Source organism: Streptomyces sp. NPDC016309 (assembly GCF_043077235.1).
In the GTDB taxonomy this organism is placed as follows: Bacteria; Actinomycetota; Actinomycetes; order Streptomycetales; family Streptomycetaceae; genus Streptomyces.
The window spans coordinates 164,024-182,626 of the sequence record NZ_JBIBSG010000003.1 but is presented as its reverse complement, the minus strand read 5'-3'; the positions used below and the strand labels follow the sequence as shown (position 1 = coordinate 182,626).

Below are 18,603 nucleotides of genomic sequence, written 5' to 3'. Positions count from 1 at the left end.
CCCCGCCCGGGCCGGGCATCGTCCCAGCAGCCGTCGTCCCGCGAGGGGGAGGTACGTCGTGCACGGACCCGCGATGCCCGGCTGGCTGCTGGTGGCGCTGTGCCTGTGGACCGGCGCCGTCTGCCTGGCGCGGACGAGGAGCTGTACGGGCGCCGGGCGCCGGGCGGCCGTGGACGAGGCGGTGATGGGCGTGGGGATGGCCGCGATGGCGGTGCCGGCCTCGGCGGCGGGGCCGCCGCAGTGGGTGTGGACCGGGTACGCGGTGGTGTTCGGGGCCGCGGCGCTGCGGGCGCTGTGGTCGGTCCGCGGCGGTGCCGGCCACCATCTGCACCATCTGGTGGGCTCGCTGGCCATGGTGTACATGGCGCTGGCGATGACCGGGGGAGGGACGGGCCCGCACACGGCGCACGGCGGCGCCGCCGGGGCCGGGGCGGGGGGCGGGGTGCCGCTGGTGACGGGGGCGTTGCTCGTCTATTACGCGGTGTACGTGCTGCGGTCGGGCCTGCGGCTGGTGCCCGCGCCGGCCGGGACCACGGGGACGGCGGGGACGGGGACGGCGGGGACGGGGACGGCGGGGACCGTGCCCGGCGGGCGGTGGTCCGGGCCGGAGACGGCGCCGGCGTGCCGGGTCGCCATGGGCCTGGCGATGCTGGCCATGCTGGCCATGCTGGCGGCGGTATGACGGGGGCGGGGTGCGCGAACCGTGACCGGTGCTGCGGATTCCGTGGTGTGCGTCACTTGCCGCGCAAGGTCATACCGATGAGTAGTGCCCCGCTCCTATGGTGAGTCCATGCTGGTCTCCCTCGCGCTGCTCGGGCTCGGCCTTCTCACCGCCGTGGCGGCTCCGCGTCTGCTGGCGCGGGTCGACTGGCCGGAGCGCGAGCCGGTCGTGGCGCTGTGGGTGTGGCAGTGCGTGGTGGCGGCGGTGTTGCTGTGCTTCGCGCTGTCGATGACGTTCAGCGCGGCGACCGCCTGGCAGGCGGTACGGGGGCACGTGTTCGCGCCCGCCCCGCGCGCGGTGGTCGAGGCGTACGAGCTGGGCGCGGACGGGCCCTGGTCGGCCGTGCTCGCGGTGCTGCTGGCGTGCGGCGGGCTGTGGACCGGGGCGATGCTCACCCGGGAGGTGCGCAGGGCCCGGGCGCGGCACCGGCGACGGCGCGCCGAACTCCTCGTACGCTCCCCGCTGTTGCCGGGCGAGGAGCCTGGCGCCGACGCGCTGGTGCTGCTGGAGGGCGAGCGGCCGGACACCTGGTGGCTGCCCGGATCGGCGCCTCGGCTGGTCGTCACCACGGCCGCGCTGCGCCGCTTGAAAGGACACCAGTTGGACGCGGTCCTCGCCCATGAGCAGGGGCACGCGCGGGCGCGCCACCACTGGCTGCTGCACTGCTCCACGGCGCTGGCCACCGGGTTCCCGCGGGTTCCGGTGTTCGCGGCGTTCCGGAACGAGATGCACCGGCTCGTGGAGCTGGCGGCGGACGACGTGGCGTCGCGGCGGTACGGGCGGCTGACGATCGCGCTGGCGCTGGTGGAACTGAACGAGGACCGGGGGGTGTTCGGGCCGTGCCCGGCCCCGGACGCCCAGCTTCCGCACCGGGTGAACCGCCTGCTGGCCGCCGCGCCCCGCCTCACCGCCGGGCGGCGCCTGCGGCTGACGGCGGCCGCCGCGTTCGTCCCGGCGGTGCCGCTGCTGGTGGCGTTGGTCCCGGCGCTGAAGGCGCTGGGGTGAGCGGTCGCCGGGCGCTGAGGGCGCGGCGGTGAGTGGTCGCCGGGCGCTGAAGGCGCGGCGGTGAGTGGTCGCCCGGCCGTGCCGCGACGCGCCGGGTCGGCGGGCGCACGGGGATAGTCCGGGGAAGGCCGGGGAGGATCACCCCATGCACTCCCCCACCCGTTCCCGCACCCGCTCCCCTTCCGCCTCGGCCGTCGCCCTGTGGTCAGGGGCGCTCTCGGCCGTCCTGCTGGCGTTCGTCGCGGCCGAGTGGGGGCCCTTGATCACCCTGGACCGTGCGGTGGCGGAGGGAATGCACGATTCGGCGGTGCGCAGTCCGGCGCTCACGCAGGCCAACCGGATCCTCAGTGACTGGGTGTGGGATCCGTGGGCCATGCGGGTGCTGGTGGCCGTAGGGGTGGTGTGGCTGTGGCGGCACGGGGAGCGGCTGCTGGCGGTGTGGGCCGCGTCGGTGAGCGTGCTGGGCTCCGCCGTGCAGCAGGTGCTGAAGGCGGCGGTGGGCCGCGAGCGGCCGCAGTGGCCCGATCCGGTGGACTCGGCGCACTTCTCGGCGTTCCCGTCCGGGCACGCGATGACGGCGGCGGTGACCTGTGGGCTGCTGCTGTGGCTGCTGTCGCGTTCCGGCGCGGGCCGGCGCGTGCGGGCCGTGGTGCTGCTCGTCGGCCTGGTGTCGGTCGTGGGGGTGGGTCTGTCGCGGCTCTACCTGGGGGTGCACTGGGCGTCGGACGTCCTGGGCGGCTGGCTGCTGGGGACGTGTCTGGTGGCCGTCGCGATCCTGACGTACGAGCGGACGGCCGCGCGCGGAGCGGCGGGACGGGACGGGCGGGACGGGAAGGGCGCCGAGCGGCGGGGCGGCTACGTGGCCTGACCCCGCCCCCACACGTCGGTGCAGGCCGACGGGACCAGGCGATCCCCCGCGTCGCCCGGTCCGGCCGGCCTTGCCCCGAGTATATTGGCTGTGAGCCAGTCAACGCAGGAGTTAAGCATGTCCCCGCGCAGCGCATCGGTCAATGAAGAGCTGCGACGGCGTTCGCGGGAGCGGCTGCTCCAGGCGACGGTGGAGCTGGTCGCCGAGCGGGGGTACGAGGCGACGACGCTGGCGGACATCGCCGACCGGGCGGGTTCGGCGCGCGGGCTGGTGTCGTACTACTTCCCGGGCAAGCGGCAGTTGCTCCAGTCCGCGGTGCACCGGCTGATGCACCTGACCCTGGAGGCGGCGCTGGAGCGCGAGCCCCGCAGCGAGGACGGGCGGGAGCGGCTGGCGCGGGCCATCGACGCGATCCTGGGCCTGGCGATGGAGCAGCCGCTGCTGATGCGTACGCACATGGCGGGGATCCTCCAGGCGGAGGGGTTCGTCCAGGGCCCGGAGCAGCAGCGGCTGGCGTCCCTGCTGCGGGACACGGTGGACCGGTACGGCTCCCGGGACGTGGACGCCGACTATCCGCTGCTGCGGGCGCTGCTGATGGGCGCGGTCTTCGCGGTGCTGCTGCCGGGGGCGCCCATGGCGCCGGCGCGGCTGCGCGCCGAGCTGTTCCAGCGGTACGGGCTGGACTGGGAGCTGGGCGTGCCGCCGGACGGTGGTCCGTCCGGCGGCACGGGTGGGAGCGGCGGTCAGTCGTCGTCGAAGTCGTCGAAGTAATCGGGCTGCGTCTGCACGTTGAGCCGGTGCATCCGCAGCCGCTTCGCCGGGTCGGTGCGACGGTCGTCGAGCCGGAGGACGTCGAAGCCCTTGACCATGTCGTTCGAGTAGATGTGGCCGTTGTAGTAGTACGCCGACCAGGAGCCGCCGGTCACCAGCTTGTCGGTGCTGAGCGGGCCGCGCTCGAAGTAGGCGATCTCCTTGGGCCTGGTGGAGTCGGTGAAGTCCCACACCGAGACGCCGCCCTGGTACCAGGCCTGGACCATGATGTCCTTGCCCTTGACCGGGATCAGCGAGCCGTTGTGTGCGACGCAGTTCTCGGTGTCCGCCTGGTGGCGGTCGATCTTGAAGTAGCTGCGGAAGACCAGCTTGCGCTTGTCGCCCTTGCCGACGATGTCGTAGATGCCGTCGGCGCCCCGGGTGGGTCCGGTGCGCTCGTTGCAGGTGGCACCGACCCCGCCGCCCAGCTCGTCGGTGAAGACGACCTTGTCGGCCTTCTGGTTGAAGGTGGCGGAGTGCCAGAAGGCGAAGTTGACGTTGTCCTGCACCCGGTCGATGACCTGGGGGTTCTCCGGGTCCTCGATGGAGAACAGGATGCCGTCGCCCATGCAGGCGCCGGCCGCCAGGTCCTTGGAGGGCAGCACCGTGATGTCGTGGCAGCCGGTGGTCTTGGAGACGCCGGGGTTGGTGGGCGCGCCCGGGTTGCCGCCGCCGTCGGGGCCCTCGCCCGGGAAGAGGACGGGGAAGTTCACGATCGCGGCCCTCTCGGGGGCCTTGCGCGGCACCTTGATGACCGAGATGCCGTCGTGGGGCGGCCGGCAGTCGGGGAAGGCGGCGTTGGGCGAGTACGAGGAGACGTAGACGTAGACGTTCCGGCCGTCCGGCACCAGGGTGTGGGTGTGGGAGCCGCAGGCGGTCTCGACGGCGGCGACGTACCGGGGGTTGCGCTTGTCGCTGATGTCGAAGACCTTGATGCCCTCCCAGGAGGACTTCTCGGTGGCGGGCTGCGTGGTGCTGGTGCAGGAGTTGTCGCTGCGCGAGGAGTCGGTGGAGAGGAACAGGAGGTTGCCGGAGACGGACACGTCGTTCTGGGAGCCCGGGCACAGGACCTGGGCGACCGTCTCCGGAGCGGTGGGATCGCTGATGTCGAAGATGCGGAAGCCGTCGTAGTTGCCGGCGAAGGCGTAGCGGCCCTGGAAGGCCAGATCCGAGTTGACGCCGGTGAACGCCTCGCGCGGGACGTTGGCGAGGTGGGTGATGTTGGCGCTGTGGACGGTCTCGTCCACCCCGGGCACCTCACCGGAGGCGATGGCGGTCCGGGCTTCGTCCCGCTGTTGCGAGGAGACGGTGCCCGGCGGGGCGGGTGCGTCCCCGGGGTCGGGGATGGCGGCGGCGGGGCCGGCCGTCAGGAGTGTGGCGAGAAGTCCGGCCGCGGCGGTGGCCACGCCCAGTCGTCTGCGTCGCACATGAGTGGTGCGCAACGAGGTCACTGCGTCGTCCTCCCTTGTGTCCGTTCGTATCCGATCGGGTGACGGACTCCGGCAGTATCGGCCTCTACATGTACATCTCAACAGGTCCAACACAGACTTAATCGAGGAGTCCGAGCGCAGCGGCGGTCCCGGCATCACCCGTGCACTGGAGGTTTCGTGTTGAAGCGCAGCTCAAGCGTCGTGGCGGCGGTCGCCCTCACCGCCGTCCTCTCCCTGGCCGGCTGCGAGGCCGGGCCCCCGGGGGGCGGTGCCGAACCGCAGCCCAAGGCGGCGGGCGGGGGCGGCGGCCCGGTGGTGGTGGCTCCCGGCGGCCCGGGTGAGCCCGCGCGGACCCTGTCGCCGGAGCAGGCCCGTGCGGCCGTTCCGCCGGACACGCCCAATGCGGCGGATTTCGCCTATGCGCAGATGATGATCGTCCACCATGGCCAGGCCCTGGAGATGACCGCCCTCGCGGCGAAGCAGGCGGCGTCGACCCAGGTGAAGCAGGTGGCCGCGCGGATCGCGGCGGCGCAGGAGCCGGAGATCGGCGCGATGCGGGGGTGGCTGAAAAACAACGGTGGGCCCAGGCCCCACTCGGGCCACGACCACGGCACGATGCCCGGTATGGCCACCGAGGCCCAATTGACCCGGTTGCGCCAGGCGCGCGGCCGCGCCTTCGACGAGCTGTTCCTGGAGCTGATGATCACGCACCACCAGGGGGCGGTCACCATGGCCGCCGAGGTGCTGGCGCAGGGGAACGCCGTCCAGGTGGAGGAGATGGCCAACGACGTGATCGCCCAGCAGACCGCCGAGGTCGACCGCATGCGCGCGATGTGACGCGGCGACCCGCCGGGGGCCCCGGGGCCCGGGCGATGGCGAGCGGGGCGGGCGGACGTTAAGATCATCATTTACAGCGGAAAATGCATGATCCTGCATATCCGGCACTATAAACATCGGATCCTCCCCGTCCGTCGTGGCACGCGCACGCGTGCCACGGTCGGCGCACGCCGCGCCCGCCCACTCCCGCCCCGGGCGCCGCGGTGCGATCCTGGGAGTCCCTGCGGGAAGGAGCGCACCCGTGCTTCGTGTCGCCGTCGTCGGTTCCGGGCCCAGCGGGGTCTACACCGCGCAGTCCCTCGTCGAGCAGACCGCGGTACCGGGTGTACGCGTCCACGTCCTGGACCGGCTGCCGTGCCCGTACGGGCTGGTGCGCTACGGAGTGGCACCGGACCACGAGAAGATCAAGTCCTTGCAGAACAACCTCCGCACGGTCCTGGAGCACGAGCGGATCGGATTCGTCGGCAACGTCGAGGTCGGGGCGCGCGGGCTGACGCCCGAGCGGCTGCTGGAGCTCTACCACGCGGTCGTCTACTGCGTGGGCGCGGCGCGCGACCGGCGGCTGGACGTGCCCGGCGAGGACCTGCCCGGCAGCTACTCGGCCACCGAGTTCGTCTCCTGGTACAGCGCCCACCCGGACGCGGTCGCCGGCGGGTTCGTCCTCGGCGCCCGGTCCGCGGTGGTGATCGGTGTCGGCAACGTGGCCGTCGACGTGGCCAGGATCCTGGCCCGCGGCCCCGAGGAGCTGCATCCCACCGACGTACCCGAGACCGCGTTGGGCGCACTGGCCGCGAGCCGGGTGCGGGAGGTGCACATGGTGGGCCGGCGGGGCCCGTCCCAGGCCAAGTTCACCACCAAGGAGCTGCGGGAGCTGGGCGCGATGCCGCGAGCGCGGGTGGAGGTCGAGCCGTCGGACCTGGCCCTGGACCCGGCGTACACCGATCCGGCGGGGCTCCCGGCGGTCAACCGGCGCAACGTGGAGGTGGTCCGCGCCTGGGCGGGGGCAACCGGCCGGGACCCCCGGGAGCGGGTGATCCGCGTGCGCTTCTTCCTGCGGCCGGTGGAGGTGCTGGAGCGCGACGGCCGGGCGGCCGGGGTGCGTTTCGAGCGCACGGTCCCGGACGGTGCGGGCGGGGTGCGCGGGACGGGGGCGTACGAGGACGTCGAGGGGCAGCTCGTCCTGCGGGCGGTCGGCTACCGGGGGGTGCCGCTGGAGGGCTTGCCGTTCGACGCGGCGCGCGGGACGGTCCCGCACGCGGCGGGGCGGGTGCTGCGGGACGGGAGGCCGTCCCAGGGCGAGTACGTGGCGGGATGGATCAAGCGCGGCCCGACCGGGGTGATCGGCACCAACCGGCCGTGCGCGAAGGAGACGGCCGGCTCGCTGCTGGCGGACGCCCCGGCACTGGCCCGGCGGGCGGTGGCGGAGGACCCCCTCGCCACGCTGCGCACCTGGGGCCACCGGCCGGTGGAGTGGCCGGGCTGGCTGTCGATCGAGGAGGCGGAGTCGGCACTCGGCCACACCCTGGGCCGCGGCTCGGTCAAGATCCCCGACTGGAGCGGGCTGCTGGCGGCCGCCGGGCAGGACTGATCCGGTCCGGACGGACCGGTGCGTCCAGGCGGTTCGGACGGCCCTGGCGGCCCGGGCCGTCAGGGCGGACGGGGTACGGGGGGGGTCAGGCGCCGGCCAGCCGCGCCTCCTGGCCCTCGGCCGCGGCCAGGACGGTGTCCAGCAGGCCCGGGAAGAGGGCCTCCAGGTCGGTCCGGCGCAGGGCGTTCATCTTGGCCGTGCCGCGATAGGTCTGGCGGATGACGCCGCTTTCGCGGAGGACGCGGAAGTGGTGCGTGGTGGTCGACTTGGTGACCGGCAGCTCGATGTACGAGCACGCCACCTCCGTACCGGACGCCGCCAGTTCGCGGACGACGCGCAGCCGCATGGGGTCGGACAGCGCGTGGAGCACGCCTTCGAGGCGGATCTCGTCGCGCGCGGGGTGCGCGAGTGCGCGCGGGCTGGTCGCGGTGGTCACGGCGGCTCCAGGTCGGTCGGTTCCCCCCATTGTACGAGGAGCCTCGTAGTTTGACAGGTGACGTACTACGATGGTTATCGTACGAACCGTAACCGGCCCCGCCCTGACTGGAGTCCGCCGTGAGCGCACTGTTCGAGCCCCGCACCCTGCGGTCGCTGACCATCCCCAACCGCGTCTGGATGGCACCGATGTGCCAGTACAGTGCCGAGGCCACGGGGCCGGACGCGGGCGTGGCGAACGACTGGCACTTCGCCCACTACGCGGCCCGCGCCGCCGGCGGCACCGGCCTGATCCTGCTGGAAGCGACCGCGGTGGCGCCCGAGGGCCGCATCAGCCCGTACGACCTCGGCATCTGGAACGACACACAGGTCGAGGCGCTGCGCCGGATCACGGGCTTCCTCAAGGGCCAGGGCACCGTGCCCGGCATTCAGATCGGCCACGCCGGGCGCAAGGCCTCCACCGACCGGCCCTGGAAGGGCGGCGCCCCCGTCGGCCCCCAGGCGCACGGCTGGCAGCCGGTCGCCCCCAGCGCGGTGCCGTTCGACGAGGGCCACCCCGTCCCCGGCGAGCTGACGCCGGAACGGATCCAGGAGATCACCGGCGAGTTCGCGGCGGCCGCCCGGCGCGCGCTGGACGCGGGCTTCCAGGTGCTCGAGATCCATGGCGCGCACGGCTACCTGATCGGCGAGTTCCTCTCCCCGCACAGCAACCACCGCACCGACGCCTACGGCGGCTCCTTCGAGAACCGCACGCGCTTCGCCCTGGGCGTCGTCGACGCGGTGCGGGAGGTGTGGCCCGAGGAACTGCCCCTGTTCTTCCGGATCTCCGCCACCGACTGGCTGGAGGAGGCGGGCTGGACCGCCGATGACACCGTCCGTTTCGCCGCGCTGCTCAAGGAGCACGGCGTCGACCTGCTCGACGTGTCGACCGGCGGCAACGCGCCGCGCGTCCGCATCCCCGTCGGCCCCGGCTACCAGGTGCCGTTCGCGGCGCGGGTGAAGGAGGAGACGGGGCTGCCGGTCGCCGCCGTGGGGCTGATCACGGAGGCCGAGCAGGCCGAGAAGATCGTCGCGAACGGCGAGGCGGACGCGGTGCTGCTGGGCCGCGAGCTGCTGCGCAACCCGTCCTGGGCGCGGCACGCGGCGCGGGAGTTCGGCGGTGACGCGCACGTGCCGGACCAGTACCACCGCTCGGTCTGACGCGCCCGCCCCGACCAGGGCGGACGCCGCCTCCGGGCGCCGGTGTCAGTGGGCGGGTGCACACTGGCCCGTATCCGCGACAAAGGCGTCCAGGAGGTGTCGGCGATGACCGACGTACTACTGACCGTAGGCACCCGCAAGGGGCTGTTCACCGGCCGCAGGCGCGGCGGCCGGTGGGAGTTCCAGGGCCCTCACTTCAACGCGCAGGCCGTGTACGCGGTCGGTATCGACATGCGCGGGGCCACCCCGCGGGTGCTGGTCGGCGGGGACAGCTCCCACTGGGGTCCGTCGGTGTTCCACTCCGACGACCTGGGCGCCACATGGACGGAGCCGGTGCGGCCCGCCGTCAAGTTCCCCAAGGACACCGGGGCTTCGCTGGAGCGGGTCTGGCAGCTCCACCCGGCCGGGCCCGCGGCGCCCGGCGTGGTGTACGCGGGCACGGAGCCGGCCGCGCTGTTCCGCTCCGAGGACGGCGGGGAGAGCTTCGAGCTGGTCCGGCCGCTGTGGGAGCACCCGACGCGGTCCCGGTGGGTCCCGGGCGGCGGTGGCGAGGGACTGCACACGGTCGTCACGGACCCCCGGGACCCGGACGCGGTGACGGTCGCGGTCTCCACGGCCGGGGTGTTCCGCACCCGGGACGGCGGCGCGAGCTGGTCACCGTCGAACCAGGGGGTGTCGGCGGTCTTCCTGCCGGACCCCCACCCCGCGTTCGGCCAGTGCGTGCACAAGATCGCCCAGGACGCGGGCGACCCGGACCGGCTCTACCTCCAGAACCACTGGGGGGTGTACCGCAGCGACGACGCGGGCGGCACCTGGACCGACATCGGCGCGGGGCTGCCCTCCGACTTCGGCTTCGCGGCGGCCGCGCACCCGCACCGCGCCGACGTGGCGTACGTCTTCCCGATCACGGCCGACTCCGACCGGGTCCCGGCGGAGCGGCGGTGCCGGGTCTACCGTACGAGTGACGCGGGCGGGAGCTGGGAGGCCCTGTCGGACGGCCTGCCGGACGGCGACCACTACGGGACGGTGCTGCGCGACGCGATGTGCACGGACGACGCGGATCCGGCCGGCGTCTACTTCGGCAACCGCAACGGCGAGGTGTACGCCAGCGCCGACGAGGGCGAGAGCTGGCGGCTGTTGGCCTCCCACCTGCCGGACGTGCTCTGCGTGCGGGCGGTGGTCGTCGGGTGAGGCGCCCGCCCGCTGCGCCAGTAGAGTGACGGCCGTGGCAGCACGACCGTTGAAAGAAATCGTCGAGCCGGGGTGGGCCGAGGCCCTCGCGCCGGTGGCCGAACGCATCGCCGGAATGGGTGACTTCCTCCGTACGGAGATCGCCGCCGGACGCACCTACCTCCCGTCCGGGCCGAACGTGCTGCGGGCGTTCCAGCAGCCGTTCCACGAGGTCCGGGTGCTGATCGTCGGACAGGACCCGTACCCGACGCCCGGGCACGCGGTGGGGCTCAGCTTCTCCGTCGCGCCCGAGGTGCGGCCGTTGCCGGGCAGCCTGGAGAACATCTTCCGGGAGCTGCACTCCGACCTGGGCCTGCCCAGGCCGTCGAACGGCGACCTGACGCCCTGGACGCGCCAGGGGGTGCTGCTGCTCAACCGGGCGCTCACCACGGCTCCCCGCAAACCGGCCGCCCACCGGGGCAAGGGCTGGGAGGAAGTGACCGAACAGGCCATCAAGGCGCTCGTGGCCCGGGGCAAGCCCCTGGTGTCCGTGCTGTGGGGACGCGACGCCCGCAACCTCCGTCCGCTGCTCGGCGACCTCCCGGCCATCGAGTCGGCCCACCCCTCGCCCATGTCGGCGGACCGGGGCTTCTTCGGCTCCCGGCCGTTCAGCCGGACGAACGAACTGCTGGTCGGCCAGGGATCGCGGCCGGTCGACTGGCGGCTGCCGTGACGGTCCCCGCGACGGCCGGATGAGCACCGGGACCTGGGTGCTCGGCGTCGACTCGGGCGGCTCCGGACTGCGGATCGCGCTCGGGACGGCCCCGGGCGCGTCCGGCGGGGGCCGGGTCGCCGGCGGCGTCACCTCCGGCGACCCGGTGCCCGTCGGCCCGGACGGGATCGACGCGGCTCACCTGCTGGAGCGGCTCGTGCCGGCGGCCGAGGCGCTGCTGGAGCGGGCCGGGGCCGGCCGGCTCGCCGCGGTCGCGGTCGGGGCGGCCGGGATGGCGACGCTCGGGGACGCGGTGCGCGCCACCCTGCCGGAAGCGCTGCGCCATTCCCTCGGGGTGCGCCGGCTGGCCCTGGCCGCCGACGCCGTGACCGCGTACGCGGGTGCGCTCGGACAACGGCCCGGGGCGGTGGTCGCCGCGGGCACCGGTCTCATCGCGGTCGGTACGGACCTGTCCCGCTGGCGCCGCGCGGACGGCTGGGGGCATCTGCTGGGCGACTGCGGCGGCGGGGCCTGGATCGGCCGTGCCGGCCTGGAGGCCGCCCTGCGCGCCCATGACGGACGGCGCGGTGGCTCCACCGCGCTCCTGGCGCGCCTGGAGGCGGTGTTCGGCCCCCCGGCGACTCTCCCCGGCCGGCTCTACCCGCGGACCGACCGGCCCGCCGTGCTCGCGTCGTTCGCGCCCGAGGTCGGCAGGTGCGCCGCCGAGGGGGACCCGGTGTCCGCCGGCATCCTGGCGCGGGCCGCCCGGCACATCGCGGAGGCCGCGGCCGCCGTCTGCCCGCGCGAAGGGAACGGCGGGACGGACGGGGACGACGGGACGGGCGGCGCCGGGGACACGAGGGGCCACGGCGGTGCGAGCGGTGGCGGGCCCGGCGGCGGAGGAGGTGAAGTCGCGCTGACGGGCGGACTGTTCGGGATGGGCGACCCCCTCCTCGTACCGTTGCGTGCCGAACTGGCCGCCCAGCTCCCGCACGCCCGCCGGGTACCCGCCGCCGGGGACCCGCTCGACGGCGCGCTCGCCGTCGCGGGGGCCCTCGCGACGGGCACGCTCCGACTGCCGCGCGAGCCGGGCATGCTGGAGACAATCACCCCCGGACCGACGACTCGGACATAGCTGGACAGAGGGCGCCTGACCGCCCCCTCCCCAAGCGTCGAAGCAGGTAAAGCCAGTAGCATGCGGCGCCATGAGCTCCCCCACTGGGCCCGCTTCCGGCCTGCCTGTACGAATGCCGCGACCCCGACAGTCCGGGCGGCACCGTCGCCCTGAACCCGTGGCGGCCCCCGAGGGCGCGCCCGCGCTCGTCCTCGCCGTTCCCGGCACCCCTTCCGCCGCCGTCCGCGGTCTGGCCGAAGAGGTCGTGAGCATCGCTCGTTCCGAGCTGCCCGGCCTGGAGGCCGCGATCGGTTTCCTGGACGGCGACGGGGTGGAGTACCCCCTGCTGTCGGCGGTCCTGGGGCGGGCCGCGGAGCTGCGTGTCGAGCGGTACGAGCTGGCCAGGGCCGCCGGCCGCGAGGTCGCCGAGCCCCAGGGCCCGGCCGCCGTGGTCGTCCCGCTGCTGGCGGGTCCCGACCGGACGCTGACGGACCGCATACGGCAGGCCGTCGCGGACAGCGGCGCGGCCGCCGAGCTGACCGACGTCCTCGGACCGCACCCGCTGCTCGCGGAGGCGCTGCACGTGCGCCTGTCCGAGGCGGGCCTCGCCCGCGCCGACCGGGCGCGGCTGTTCACGGTCGCCACGGCGGCGGACGGCATCGTGCTGGCGACGGTCGGCGGTGAGGAGGCCGTGCAGGCGGCCGGGATCACCGGCATGCTGCTGGCCGCCCGGCTCGCGGTCCCGGTGATGGCGGCGGCGCTGGACCAGGAGGGCTCGGTGGCGGCGGTGGCGCAGCAGCTGCGCGGCTCCGGTTCGCTCCAGCTCGCGCTCGCGCCGTACCTGATCGGCCCGGAGCTGGGCGAGGGGCTGCTGGAGGAGGCCATGAAGGCGGCGGACTGCCCGGTGGCCCAGGCACTGGGCGCCTACCCGGCGGTCGGCAAGCTCGTGCTGTCGCAGTACACGACGGCGCTGGGCATCGCACCGCAGCCGCAGGGGACCCCGGTCCGCTGACGGTCCGCCGGCCCGCCCGCCGGCCCGCCGACATCGAGGGCCCGTACCGGAGACGTCCGGCACGGGCCCTTCGCGCCGCCCGGACGGCGGCACCCGCCCGTCCCCGGGCCCCGGGCCTCGGCTCCGGTAGGGCCCGGGCCCCGTTTCTCAGGTGAAGACCACACAGGACGCCGCCGGCACCTCGATCGAGCCCACCCGGCTCGGCACGCCGGTCGTGGGGTCGAGGTCGAACCAGGTGACGTCGCCGGAGCGCTCGTTGGCCACGTACAGGCGCCGCCCCGAGGGGTCCAGGGCGAGGGCACGGGGCCAGTGGCCCCCGCACGGCACGGTGGTGACGGGCCGCGGCCGCTCCCGGGTGCCGTCCAGTTCCAGGACGGCGACCGTGTCGTCCCCGCGCAGCGCCGCCCACAGGAACCGGCCGTCGGGCGAGGCGACGATCCCTGAGGGGTACGTGACGGCGTCCGCCCGCGTGGGCAGGGCGGCCGGGCGGCCCACGGGCTCCAGGGCGCCGGTGGCGGCGTCCCAGCGGCAGGCGGCGATCACGGGGGCCAGTTCGGCCAGTACGTAGACGTGGCTGCCGGACGGGTGGAAGGCGAGGTGGCGCGGACCGGTGCCCGGGCCGAGCGCGGTCTCGCCGTGCGGGACGAGCCGGCCCGTGGCGGGGTCGAGGGCGTGGACGCGTACGGAGTCGGTGCCGAGGTCCACGCCGAGGACCCAGCCCCCGCCCGGCGCGGGCACCACCTGGTGGGCGTGCGGGCCGGTCTGCCGCTGCGGGTGCGGGCCCGAGCCCCGGTGCGTCAGCACCTGGGCGGCGGGGCGTGGCGTGGCGTCCGGCGCCAGAAAGAGGGCGCTGACGCTGCCGGAACCGTAGTTGGCGGTGAAGGCGCGTCCGCCGGCGAGCGCCAGATGGGTCGGGTGCTGCCCGCCCACCGGCACCGGGGCGCCGAGCAGCCGCGGGGCCGGCCCGGTGACGTCGAAGGCCGCGAGGGCGCCCTCCTCGGTCTCGCTGACCGCGTACAGCACGTCGCCGCCGGGCGCCACGGCCAGGAAGGACGGGTCCACGACCTCGTCCGACGCGCCCGTGACGACCGGCGCGCCCGTCCGGGAGTCCACGGTGGCGGCGACGATCCCGCGCCCGCCGGCCGAGGTGAACGACCCGATGTAGGCCCGCCCCCCGTTCCGCCCGCCCGGCCCTCCGCCCCGCCACGCCTCGTCCGCCACCGCGATGCCCCTCTCCGCCCAGCCCGCCGACCTCGGTGCGCGCCCGACGCTAGCAGGTCTAGACCAACGGCGTCGCGGGTGGCGTGATCACGCCCGACCGGAACGTGGCGGCGGGCGGGGAGCGGCGGGCGGGGCGGGGCGCGGCGGCGGGCCGCAGACGGGAGCGGTGCGCGGTGCGCGGCGGGGAGCGGCGCGCGGCTACGCGCCGATCAGCGGTTCGCGCGGGGAGGTGCGCAGGGGGGTGGCGAGCTCGGTGAGCGCGCGCTCCAGGCTGTGGAGGTGGGCGAGCGCGGGTTCGGTGGCGGGCCCGGCGGCGCGCGGGACGTCGGCGGGGGCCGTGCGGGCCTCGCGGGCCCTCTCCGGCGTGGTGAGCGCCTCCACGGCCGTTTCCACCCGCCAGCAGGCGGCGGCCAGCCGGGCGTCGTGGGAGGCCTCGGGGTCGGCCGCGATGGAGGCCAGGCCCCGTACCTCGCGGGCGCACGCGTCGAGCAGGGCGAGGACCTGCCGCGCCCGGGCCTTGCGGGCCCGCAGCGGGCTCAGCGGGTGCACCAGGGGCGCCAGGGAGAGACGTACCCGCCCGAGCAGTGCCTCCAGTTCGGTGACGTGCGGGGACGGGTCGGCGCCCGGCGTCCCCGACAGGCGCGCGGCGGCCTCCGCGGTGCAGACGTGGACGCAGCGCAGGGCGCGCTGGATCCACGCGTCGGTGGTCGCGTGGGTGGTGATGGGCAGGACGAAGAGCACGGCCAGCACGGCCCCGAGCGCCCCGACACCGGTCTCCATGGCCCGCAGCGCGAGGAGGGCCGGGTCGAGCACGCCGAGGAGCCCGTACAGCGCCCCCGCCATCAGCGTGACCGACAGCATCATCCAGGTGTACGAGACGGCGGCCGTGTAGAAGATGCCGAACACGCACCCGGCGACCAGGACGGCCGTGGGCACGACGGCGCCGTCCAGCGGGACGACCACCACCAGCCCGACGGCGATGCCGATCAGCGTGCCGAGCACCCGGCGGAAGCCGCGGACCAGCGTCTCCCCGCGCGAGGTGGTGTTGACGAAGATCCACCAGGTGGCGCCGACGGCCCAGTACCACCGGTCCCCGGAGAGCATCTGGCCGATCACCAGCGCGACGGCTCCGCCGACGGTCGCCTGGACGGCCTGGCGCGTGGTCGCCCGGGCCAGGCCGCGCCCCTCGGCCGGCGGCTGCGCCGGGGGCGGGGGCAGGCGCCGCTCGTAGCACCACAGGCCGAAGCGGACGGCCGAGGAGGACAGCAGGGACAGCGCGACCGCCGCGTACAGCTCGGGGAGCTGGCCGGGCAGCGTGTGCAGGAACTGCGTGACGAAGAACGTCATGAACGCGAAGACGCCGAGGGAGTGTCCGCGCGGCCCCCAGCGGCGGGCGTACACCCCGGCCCCCAGGACGGCGAGGAAGGCCGCGTCCCGGGCGGCCGGGTGGTCGTGGAGGACGGCGGCCAGGGCGAGCACGGGGAACCCGACGGCGGGCAGCAGGGCGGTGGTGACCGCCTGAGCCCGCACGGAGGCGTCCGTGACGGTGAAGAGCGCGAGGAGCGCGGCCAGGCCACCGGTGATGGCCGCCGCAAGGGAGTGTCCGGCGAGCCCGCACACGGTCACCGCCACGCTGATGCCGAGGACGGCCCGGGTGGCGCCGCGCAACCGCAGCCGGCCCGGATCCGGAGCCACGAACACCCTCTTCAGCACAGTTTCCCGCCCCTTTCGACACGTCCGGCGCCTTCCGGCGTTCCGGCATGAAAAAGGCGCCACGGGATCCGCAGCGCCATCGACGCCCCCATGACACCACTTTCCAGCCCGATGGCTCAACTCAACCGCAGCCGACAGGGCCATTGGCCCAGGTGCATCGACAGCGGTACGGGACCGAGCGGGCCAATGGGCCAGTGCACCGGCCGACTCAAGGCGGCGGGCGGCCCCGGCCGATGGAGAAAGGCGGAAGCAGGTCGTCCGCCTGACCGGCGCCCGCGCCGGCCGCGGGAGCCCGTACGAGGGGAGTGCGCATGCCGAGCACGACGAGGTCCGGCCCGGTACCCGGCCGGCCGCCGGAGCCTGTGCCTCCGCCCGGCGGGGGCGACGGGATCGACACCAGCCGCCGGCGCGGCGGCACGCCCGCGCCGTTCGCCGTCCGCCACCGGCGGCTCGTGTGCGTCGTGGCGCTGCTGCTGATGGCACTGGCGGCGGTGGGAGGGCACGGGGTGGCCGAGCGGCTGTCCTCGGGAGGCATCGTGCCGCCCGGGGCCGAGTCGCTGCGCGCGGAGGAGGTCCTCCGGCGGGACTTCAAGGAGGGCAGGCCCGGGATGGTGCTGCTGGCCCGCACGCACGGGGCCCCGGTGGCCCGCGCGCACGGGACCCCGGTGACCCGCACGCACGGGACCCCGGGCGCGGCCGCCCCGGCCGCCGTTCCGGGTGCGGCCGCCCTGGCCCCCGTGGACGCCCCCGCGGTCGTCGCGGCGGCCCGGGCGGTCGAGCGCCGGCTGGCCGCCGAACCCGGGGTGGTCCGCGTCCGCTCGTACTGGAGCACCGGGCGGATGCCGGCCCTGCGGGCCCGGGACGGGCGCGGCGCGCTGGTCCTGGCCTGGCTCCGCGGCGGGGACCACGAGCGCGGCAGGACCGCCGAGCGGGTGGTGCCCGGCGTGACCGGACGGTTCGGGCCCCTGGAGGTGACGGCCGGGGGCGAGGCGGCCACCCGCGTCGAGGTGGCCCGCCAGGCGTCCCGTGACGCGCGGAGGAGCGAGCTGGTCGCCCTGCCGGTCACCGTGACCCTCCTGCTGCTGGTGTTCGGCTCCCTGGTGGCCGCCGCGCTGCCCGTCCTGGTCGGGGTGTTCGCGGCGCTCGGCACCACGGCGCTGCTGCGGAGGCTCGCCGACCACACCGAGGTCTCGGTGTACGCGATCAACATCGGCACCGCCCTGGCCTTCGCCCTGGCCATCGACTACAGCCTGTTCCTCGTCAGCAGGTACCGCGAGGAGCGCGCGAACGGGGCGGGCACGGCCGGGGCCCTGCACACCGCCCTGCGCACCGCCGGGCGGGCGGTGGCGTTCTCCGCCGGCACCGTCGCGTGCAGCATGGCCGCCCTGCTCGTCTTCCCGCACCCGCTGCTGCGTTCGCTCGGCTGCGCGGGCGTGGCCGTGACGGTCATGGCGGCCGTGGGCAGCCTGGTGGTGCTGCCGGCCGTGCTCGCGATGCTGGGCGACCGGCTGGACCGCCTGGACGTGTTCGCCCGGTGGCGCCGCCCCCGGCCGGACAGGGCCACGCCGCCGGGCGGTCACCGGGCGGGCCCCGGCGGCCGCGGAACGCCCCTGGGCGGGTGGGGGCGGGTCGCCGTCCTGGTGATGCGGCGGCCGCTGGTCACCGGGGTCCCGGTCGCGTGCCTGCTGGTGCTGCTGGCCGTCCCGTTCGCCGGCGTACGGTTCGCGGTGTCCGACGACCGTGTGCTGCCCGCGGGCACCGCCGCGGGGGGCGTGGGGGCGGCGCTGCGGCGGGACTTCGCCGACCCGCCGGTCGACGTCACGACCGTCGTCCTGCCGGACCTGGACGCCCGCGCCCGCCCCGGGGCCGTGGCGCTGGACCACTACGCGCGCCGGGTGTCCGCCGTGCCGGGCGTGCGGCGGGTGGACACGGCCACCGGGACCTACCGCGAGGGACGGCGCGGCGCCCGCCCGTCGCCGGCCTCCGCCCGCTTCGTGGCGCGCCACCGGGACGCCGGGGGCGCGTACCTGTCGGTGGTCACGGCCGGGGCGGCGGGGGACCCGGCCAACGCCGACCGGGTCGGGGCGATCCGTGACGTGCCGGCGCCCGCACGCGCGTGGGTGGGCGGGCCCGGCGCGAGGGTCGCCGATGTGCGCGGGGCGGTCGGGGAGCGGCTGCCGCTCGCCCTGACCCTGGTGGGCGCGTCCATGTTCGTCCTGGTGCTGGGGCTGACCCGGAAGCCCGTCCTGGCCGTCAAGGCCCTCGCCCTGAACACCCTCAGCCTCTGTGCCACGTTCGGCGCCCTGGTCCTGGTCTTCCAGAGGGGGCACCTGGGGTGGCTGGTGGGCGACTTCGCGGCGACCGGGTCCCTCGACGTGCAGATTCCGGTGGTGACCTTCTGCGTGGCCTTCGGCCTGTCGATGGACTACGAGTGCATGCTGCTGTCCCGCGTCGTGGAGGAGCACCGGGCGGGCGCGGACACGGAGACGGCGGTGGCCGTGGGCCTGGACCGCACCGCCCGGCTCTTCACCTGGTCGGCCACCATCCTGGCGGTGGTCATGGTGGCGCTGGCGACCTCCGGGCTGGTCTTTTTGAAGGCCGTGGGCGTGGGGCTGGCGCTGGCCGCCGTCCTGGACGCGACCGTGGTACGCGGCCTGCTCGTCCCGGCCGTGATGCGGCTGGCCGGCCGCGCCAACTGGTGGACGCCCGCGCGGCCGCGGAGCCGGCCGGGGCGGGATGGGCCATTGGTACCGTGAACGGTGGAAGT

The 18,603-nt window shown here is 75.3% G+C and carries 16 protein-coding genes; 12 read left to right on the top strand and 4 right to left on the bottom strand.

Features of this window, described 5'->3' with window-relative positions:
• Positions 1 to 58 precede the first annotated feature (58 nt).
• From ACF068_RS08705 to ACF068_RS08690, 4 genes are all read left to right on the top strand, one after another.
• On the top strand, positions 59 to 682 hold the full coding sequence (locus ACF068_RS08705; protein ID WP_392273445.1) for a DUF5134 domain-containing protein: 624 nt from the start codon (positions 59 to 61) through the stop codon (positions 680 to 682).
• 108 nt (positions 683 to 790) lie between these two features.
• A complete protein-coding gene (locus tag ACF068_RS08700) occupies positions 791 to 1,726 on the top strand; it encodes a M56 family metallopeptidase (RefSeq protein WP_392273444.1) in 936 nt (311 codons plus the stop codon).
• Between the two features lie 145 nt (positions 1,727 to 1,871).
• The gene (locus ACF068_RS08695) at positions 1,872 to 2,594 is read left to right on the top strand and encodes a phosphatase PAP2 family protein (RefSeq protein ID WP_392273443.1); all 723 of its coding nucleotides are present in this window, start codon (positions 1,872 to 1,874) and stop codon (positions 2,592 to 2,594) included.
• A gap of 117 nt (positions 2,595 to 2,711) precedes the next feature.
• Positions 2,712 to 3,365, top strand: a complete 654-nt coding sequence (locus ACF068_RS08690) for a TetR/AcrR family transcriptional regulator (RefSeq protein ID WP_392273442.1) — start codon at positions 2,712 to 2,714, stop codon at positions 3,363 to 3,365.
• Here ACF068_RS08690 and ACF068_RS08685 read toward each other — a convergent pair.
• Complete coding sequence (locus ACF068_RS08685) at positions 3,338 to 4,855, bottom strand: LVIVD repeat-containing protein (RefSeq protein WP_392273441.1); 1,518 nt, start codon at positions 4,853 to 4,855, stop codon at positions 3,338 to 3,340. The genes ACF068_RS08690 and ACF068_RS08685 overlap by 28 nt on opposite strands.
• A gap of 159 nt (positions 4,856 to 5,014) precedes the next feature.
• Here ACF068_RS08685 and ACF068_RS08680 point away from each other — a divergent pair, with 159 nt between their 5' ends.
• Together ACF068_RS08680 and ACF068_RS08675 are read left to right on the top strand one after the other, a co-directional pair.
• On the top strand, positions 5,015 to 5,671 hold the full coding sequence (locus tag ACF068_RS08680) for a DUF305 domain-containing protein (RefSeq protein ID WP_392273440.1): 657 nt from the start codon (positions 5,015 to 5,017) through the stop codon (positions 5,669 to 5,671).
• 241 nt (positions 5,672 to 5,912) lie between these two features.
• The gene (locus ACF068_RS08675) at positions 5,913 to 7,259 is read left to right on the top strand and encodes an FAD-dependent oxidoreductase (protein ID WP_392273439.1); all 1,347 of its coding nucleotides are present in this window, start codon (positions 5,913 to 5,915) and stop codon (positions 7,257 to 7,259) included.
• 85 nt (positions 7,260 to 7,344) lie between these two features.
• Here the strand turns inward: ACF068_RS08675 and ACF068_RS08670 are convergent, their stop codons facing one another.
• Positions 7,345 to 7,695 (bottom strand): ArsR/SmtB family transcription factor, encoded by a 351-nt coding sequence (locus ACF068_RS08670; protein WP_392273438.1) that lies wholly within the window; start codon positions 7,693 to 7,695, stop codon positions 7,345 to 7,347.
• 119 nt (positions 7,696 to 7,814) lie between these two features.
• On the opposite strand from ACF068_RS08670, the gene ACF068_RS08665 reads away from it, so the two are divergent.
• From ACF068_RS08665 to ACF068_RS08645, 5 genes are all read left to right on the top strand, one after another.
• Positions 7,815 to 8,894, top strand: a complete 1,080-nt coding sequence (locus ACF068_RS08665; protein WP_392273437.1) for an NADH:flavin oxidoreductase/NADH oxidase — start codon at positions 7,815 to 7,817, stop codon at positions 8,892 to 8,894.
• Positions 8,895 to 8,999: 105 nt separating this feature from the next.
• Positions 9,000 to 10,085, top strand: coding sequence for a WD40/YVTN/BNR-like repeat-containing protein (locus ACF068_RS08660; RefSeq protein ID WP_392273436.1), 1,086 nt, complete (start codon positions 9,000 to 9,002; stop codon positions 10,083 to 10,085).
• A gap of 34 nt (positions 10,086 to 10,119) precedes the next feature.
• Positions 10,120 to 10,797 carry a uracil-DNA glycosylase gene (locus tag ACF068_RS08655; RefSeq protein WP_392273435.1) on the top strand — a complete coding sequence of 226 codons (678 nt, stop codon included), beginning with the start codon at positions 10,120 to 10,122 and terminating at the stop codon, positions 10,795 to 10,797.
• A 19-nt stretch (positions 10,798 to 10,816) separates the two neighbouring features.
• Positions 10,817 to 11,911 carry an N-acetylglucosamine kinase gene (locus ACF068_RS08650; RefSeq protein WP_392273434.1) on the top strand — a complete coding sequence of 365 codons (1,095 nt, stop codon included), beginning with the start codon at positions 10,817 to 10,819 and terminating at the stop codon, positions 11,909 to 11,911.
• 70 nt (positions 11,912 to 11,981) lie between these two features.
• Positions 11,982 to 12,902, top strand: a complete 921-nt coding sequence (locus ACF068_RS08645) for a sirohydrochlorin chelatase (protein WP_392273433.1) — start codon at positions 11,982 to 11,984, stop codon at positions 12,900 to 12,902.
• A gap of 147 nt (positions 12,903 to 13,049) precedes the next feature.
• Here the strand turns inward: ACF068_RS08645 and ACF068_RS08640 are convergent, their stop codons facing one another.
• Complete coding sequence (locus tag ACF068_RS08640) at positions 13,050 to 14,123, bottom strand: lactonase family protein (protein ID WP_392273432.1); 1,074 nt, start codon at positions 14,121 to 14,123, stop codon at positions 13,050 to 13,052.
• 198 nt (positions 14,124 to 14,321) lie between these two features.
• Positions 14,322 to 15,836: an FUSC family protein gene (locus tag ACF068_RS08635; RefSeq protein WP_392273431.1), complete on the bottom strand. Its 1,515-nt coding sequence runs from the start codon at positions 15,834 to 15,836 to the stop codon at positions 14,322 to 14,324.
• A 311-nt stretch (positions 15,837 to 16,147) separates the two neighbouring features.
• Between ACF068_RS08635 and ACF068_RS08630 the strand changes: the two genes are divergently transcribed.
• A complete protein-coding gene (locus ACF068_RS08630; protein ID WP_392273430.1) occupies positions 16,148 to 18,592 on the top strand; it encodes an MMPL family transporter in 2,445 nt (814 codons plus the stop codon).
• The last annotated feature ends 11 nt before the right edge of the window (positions 18,593 to 18,603 follow it).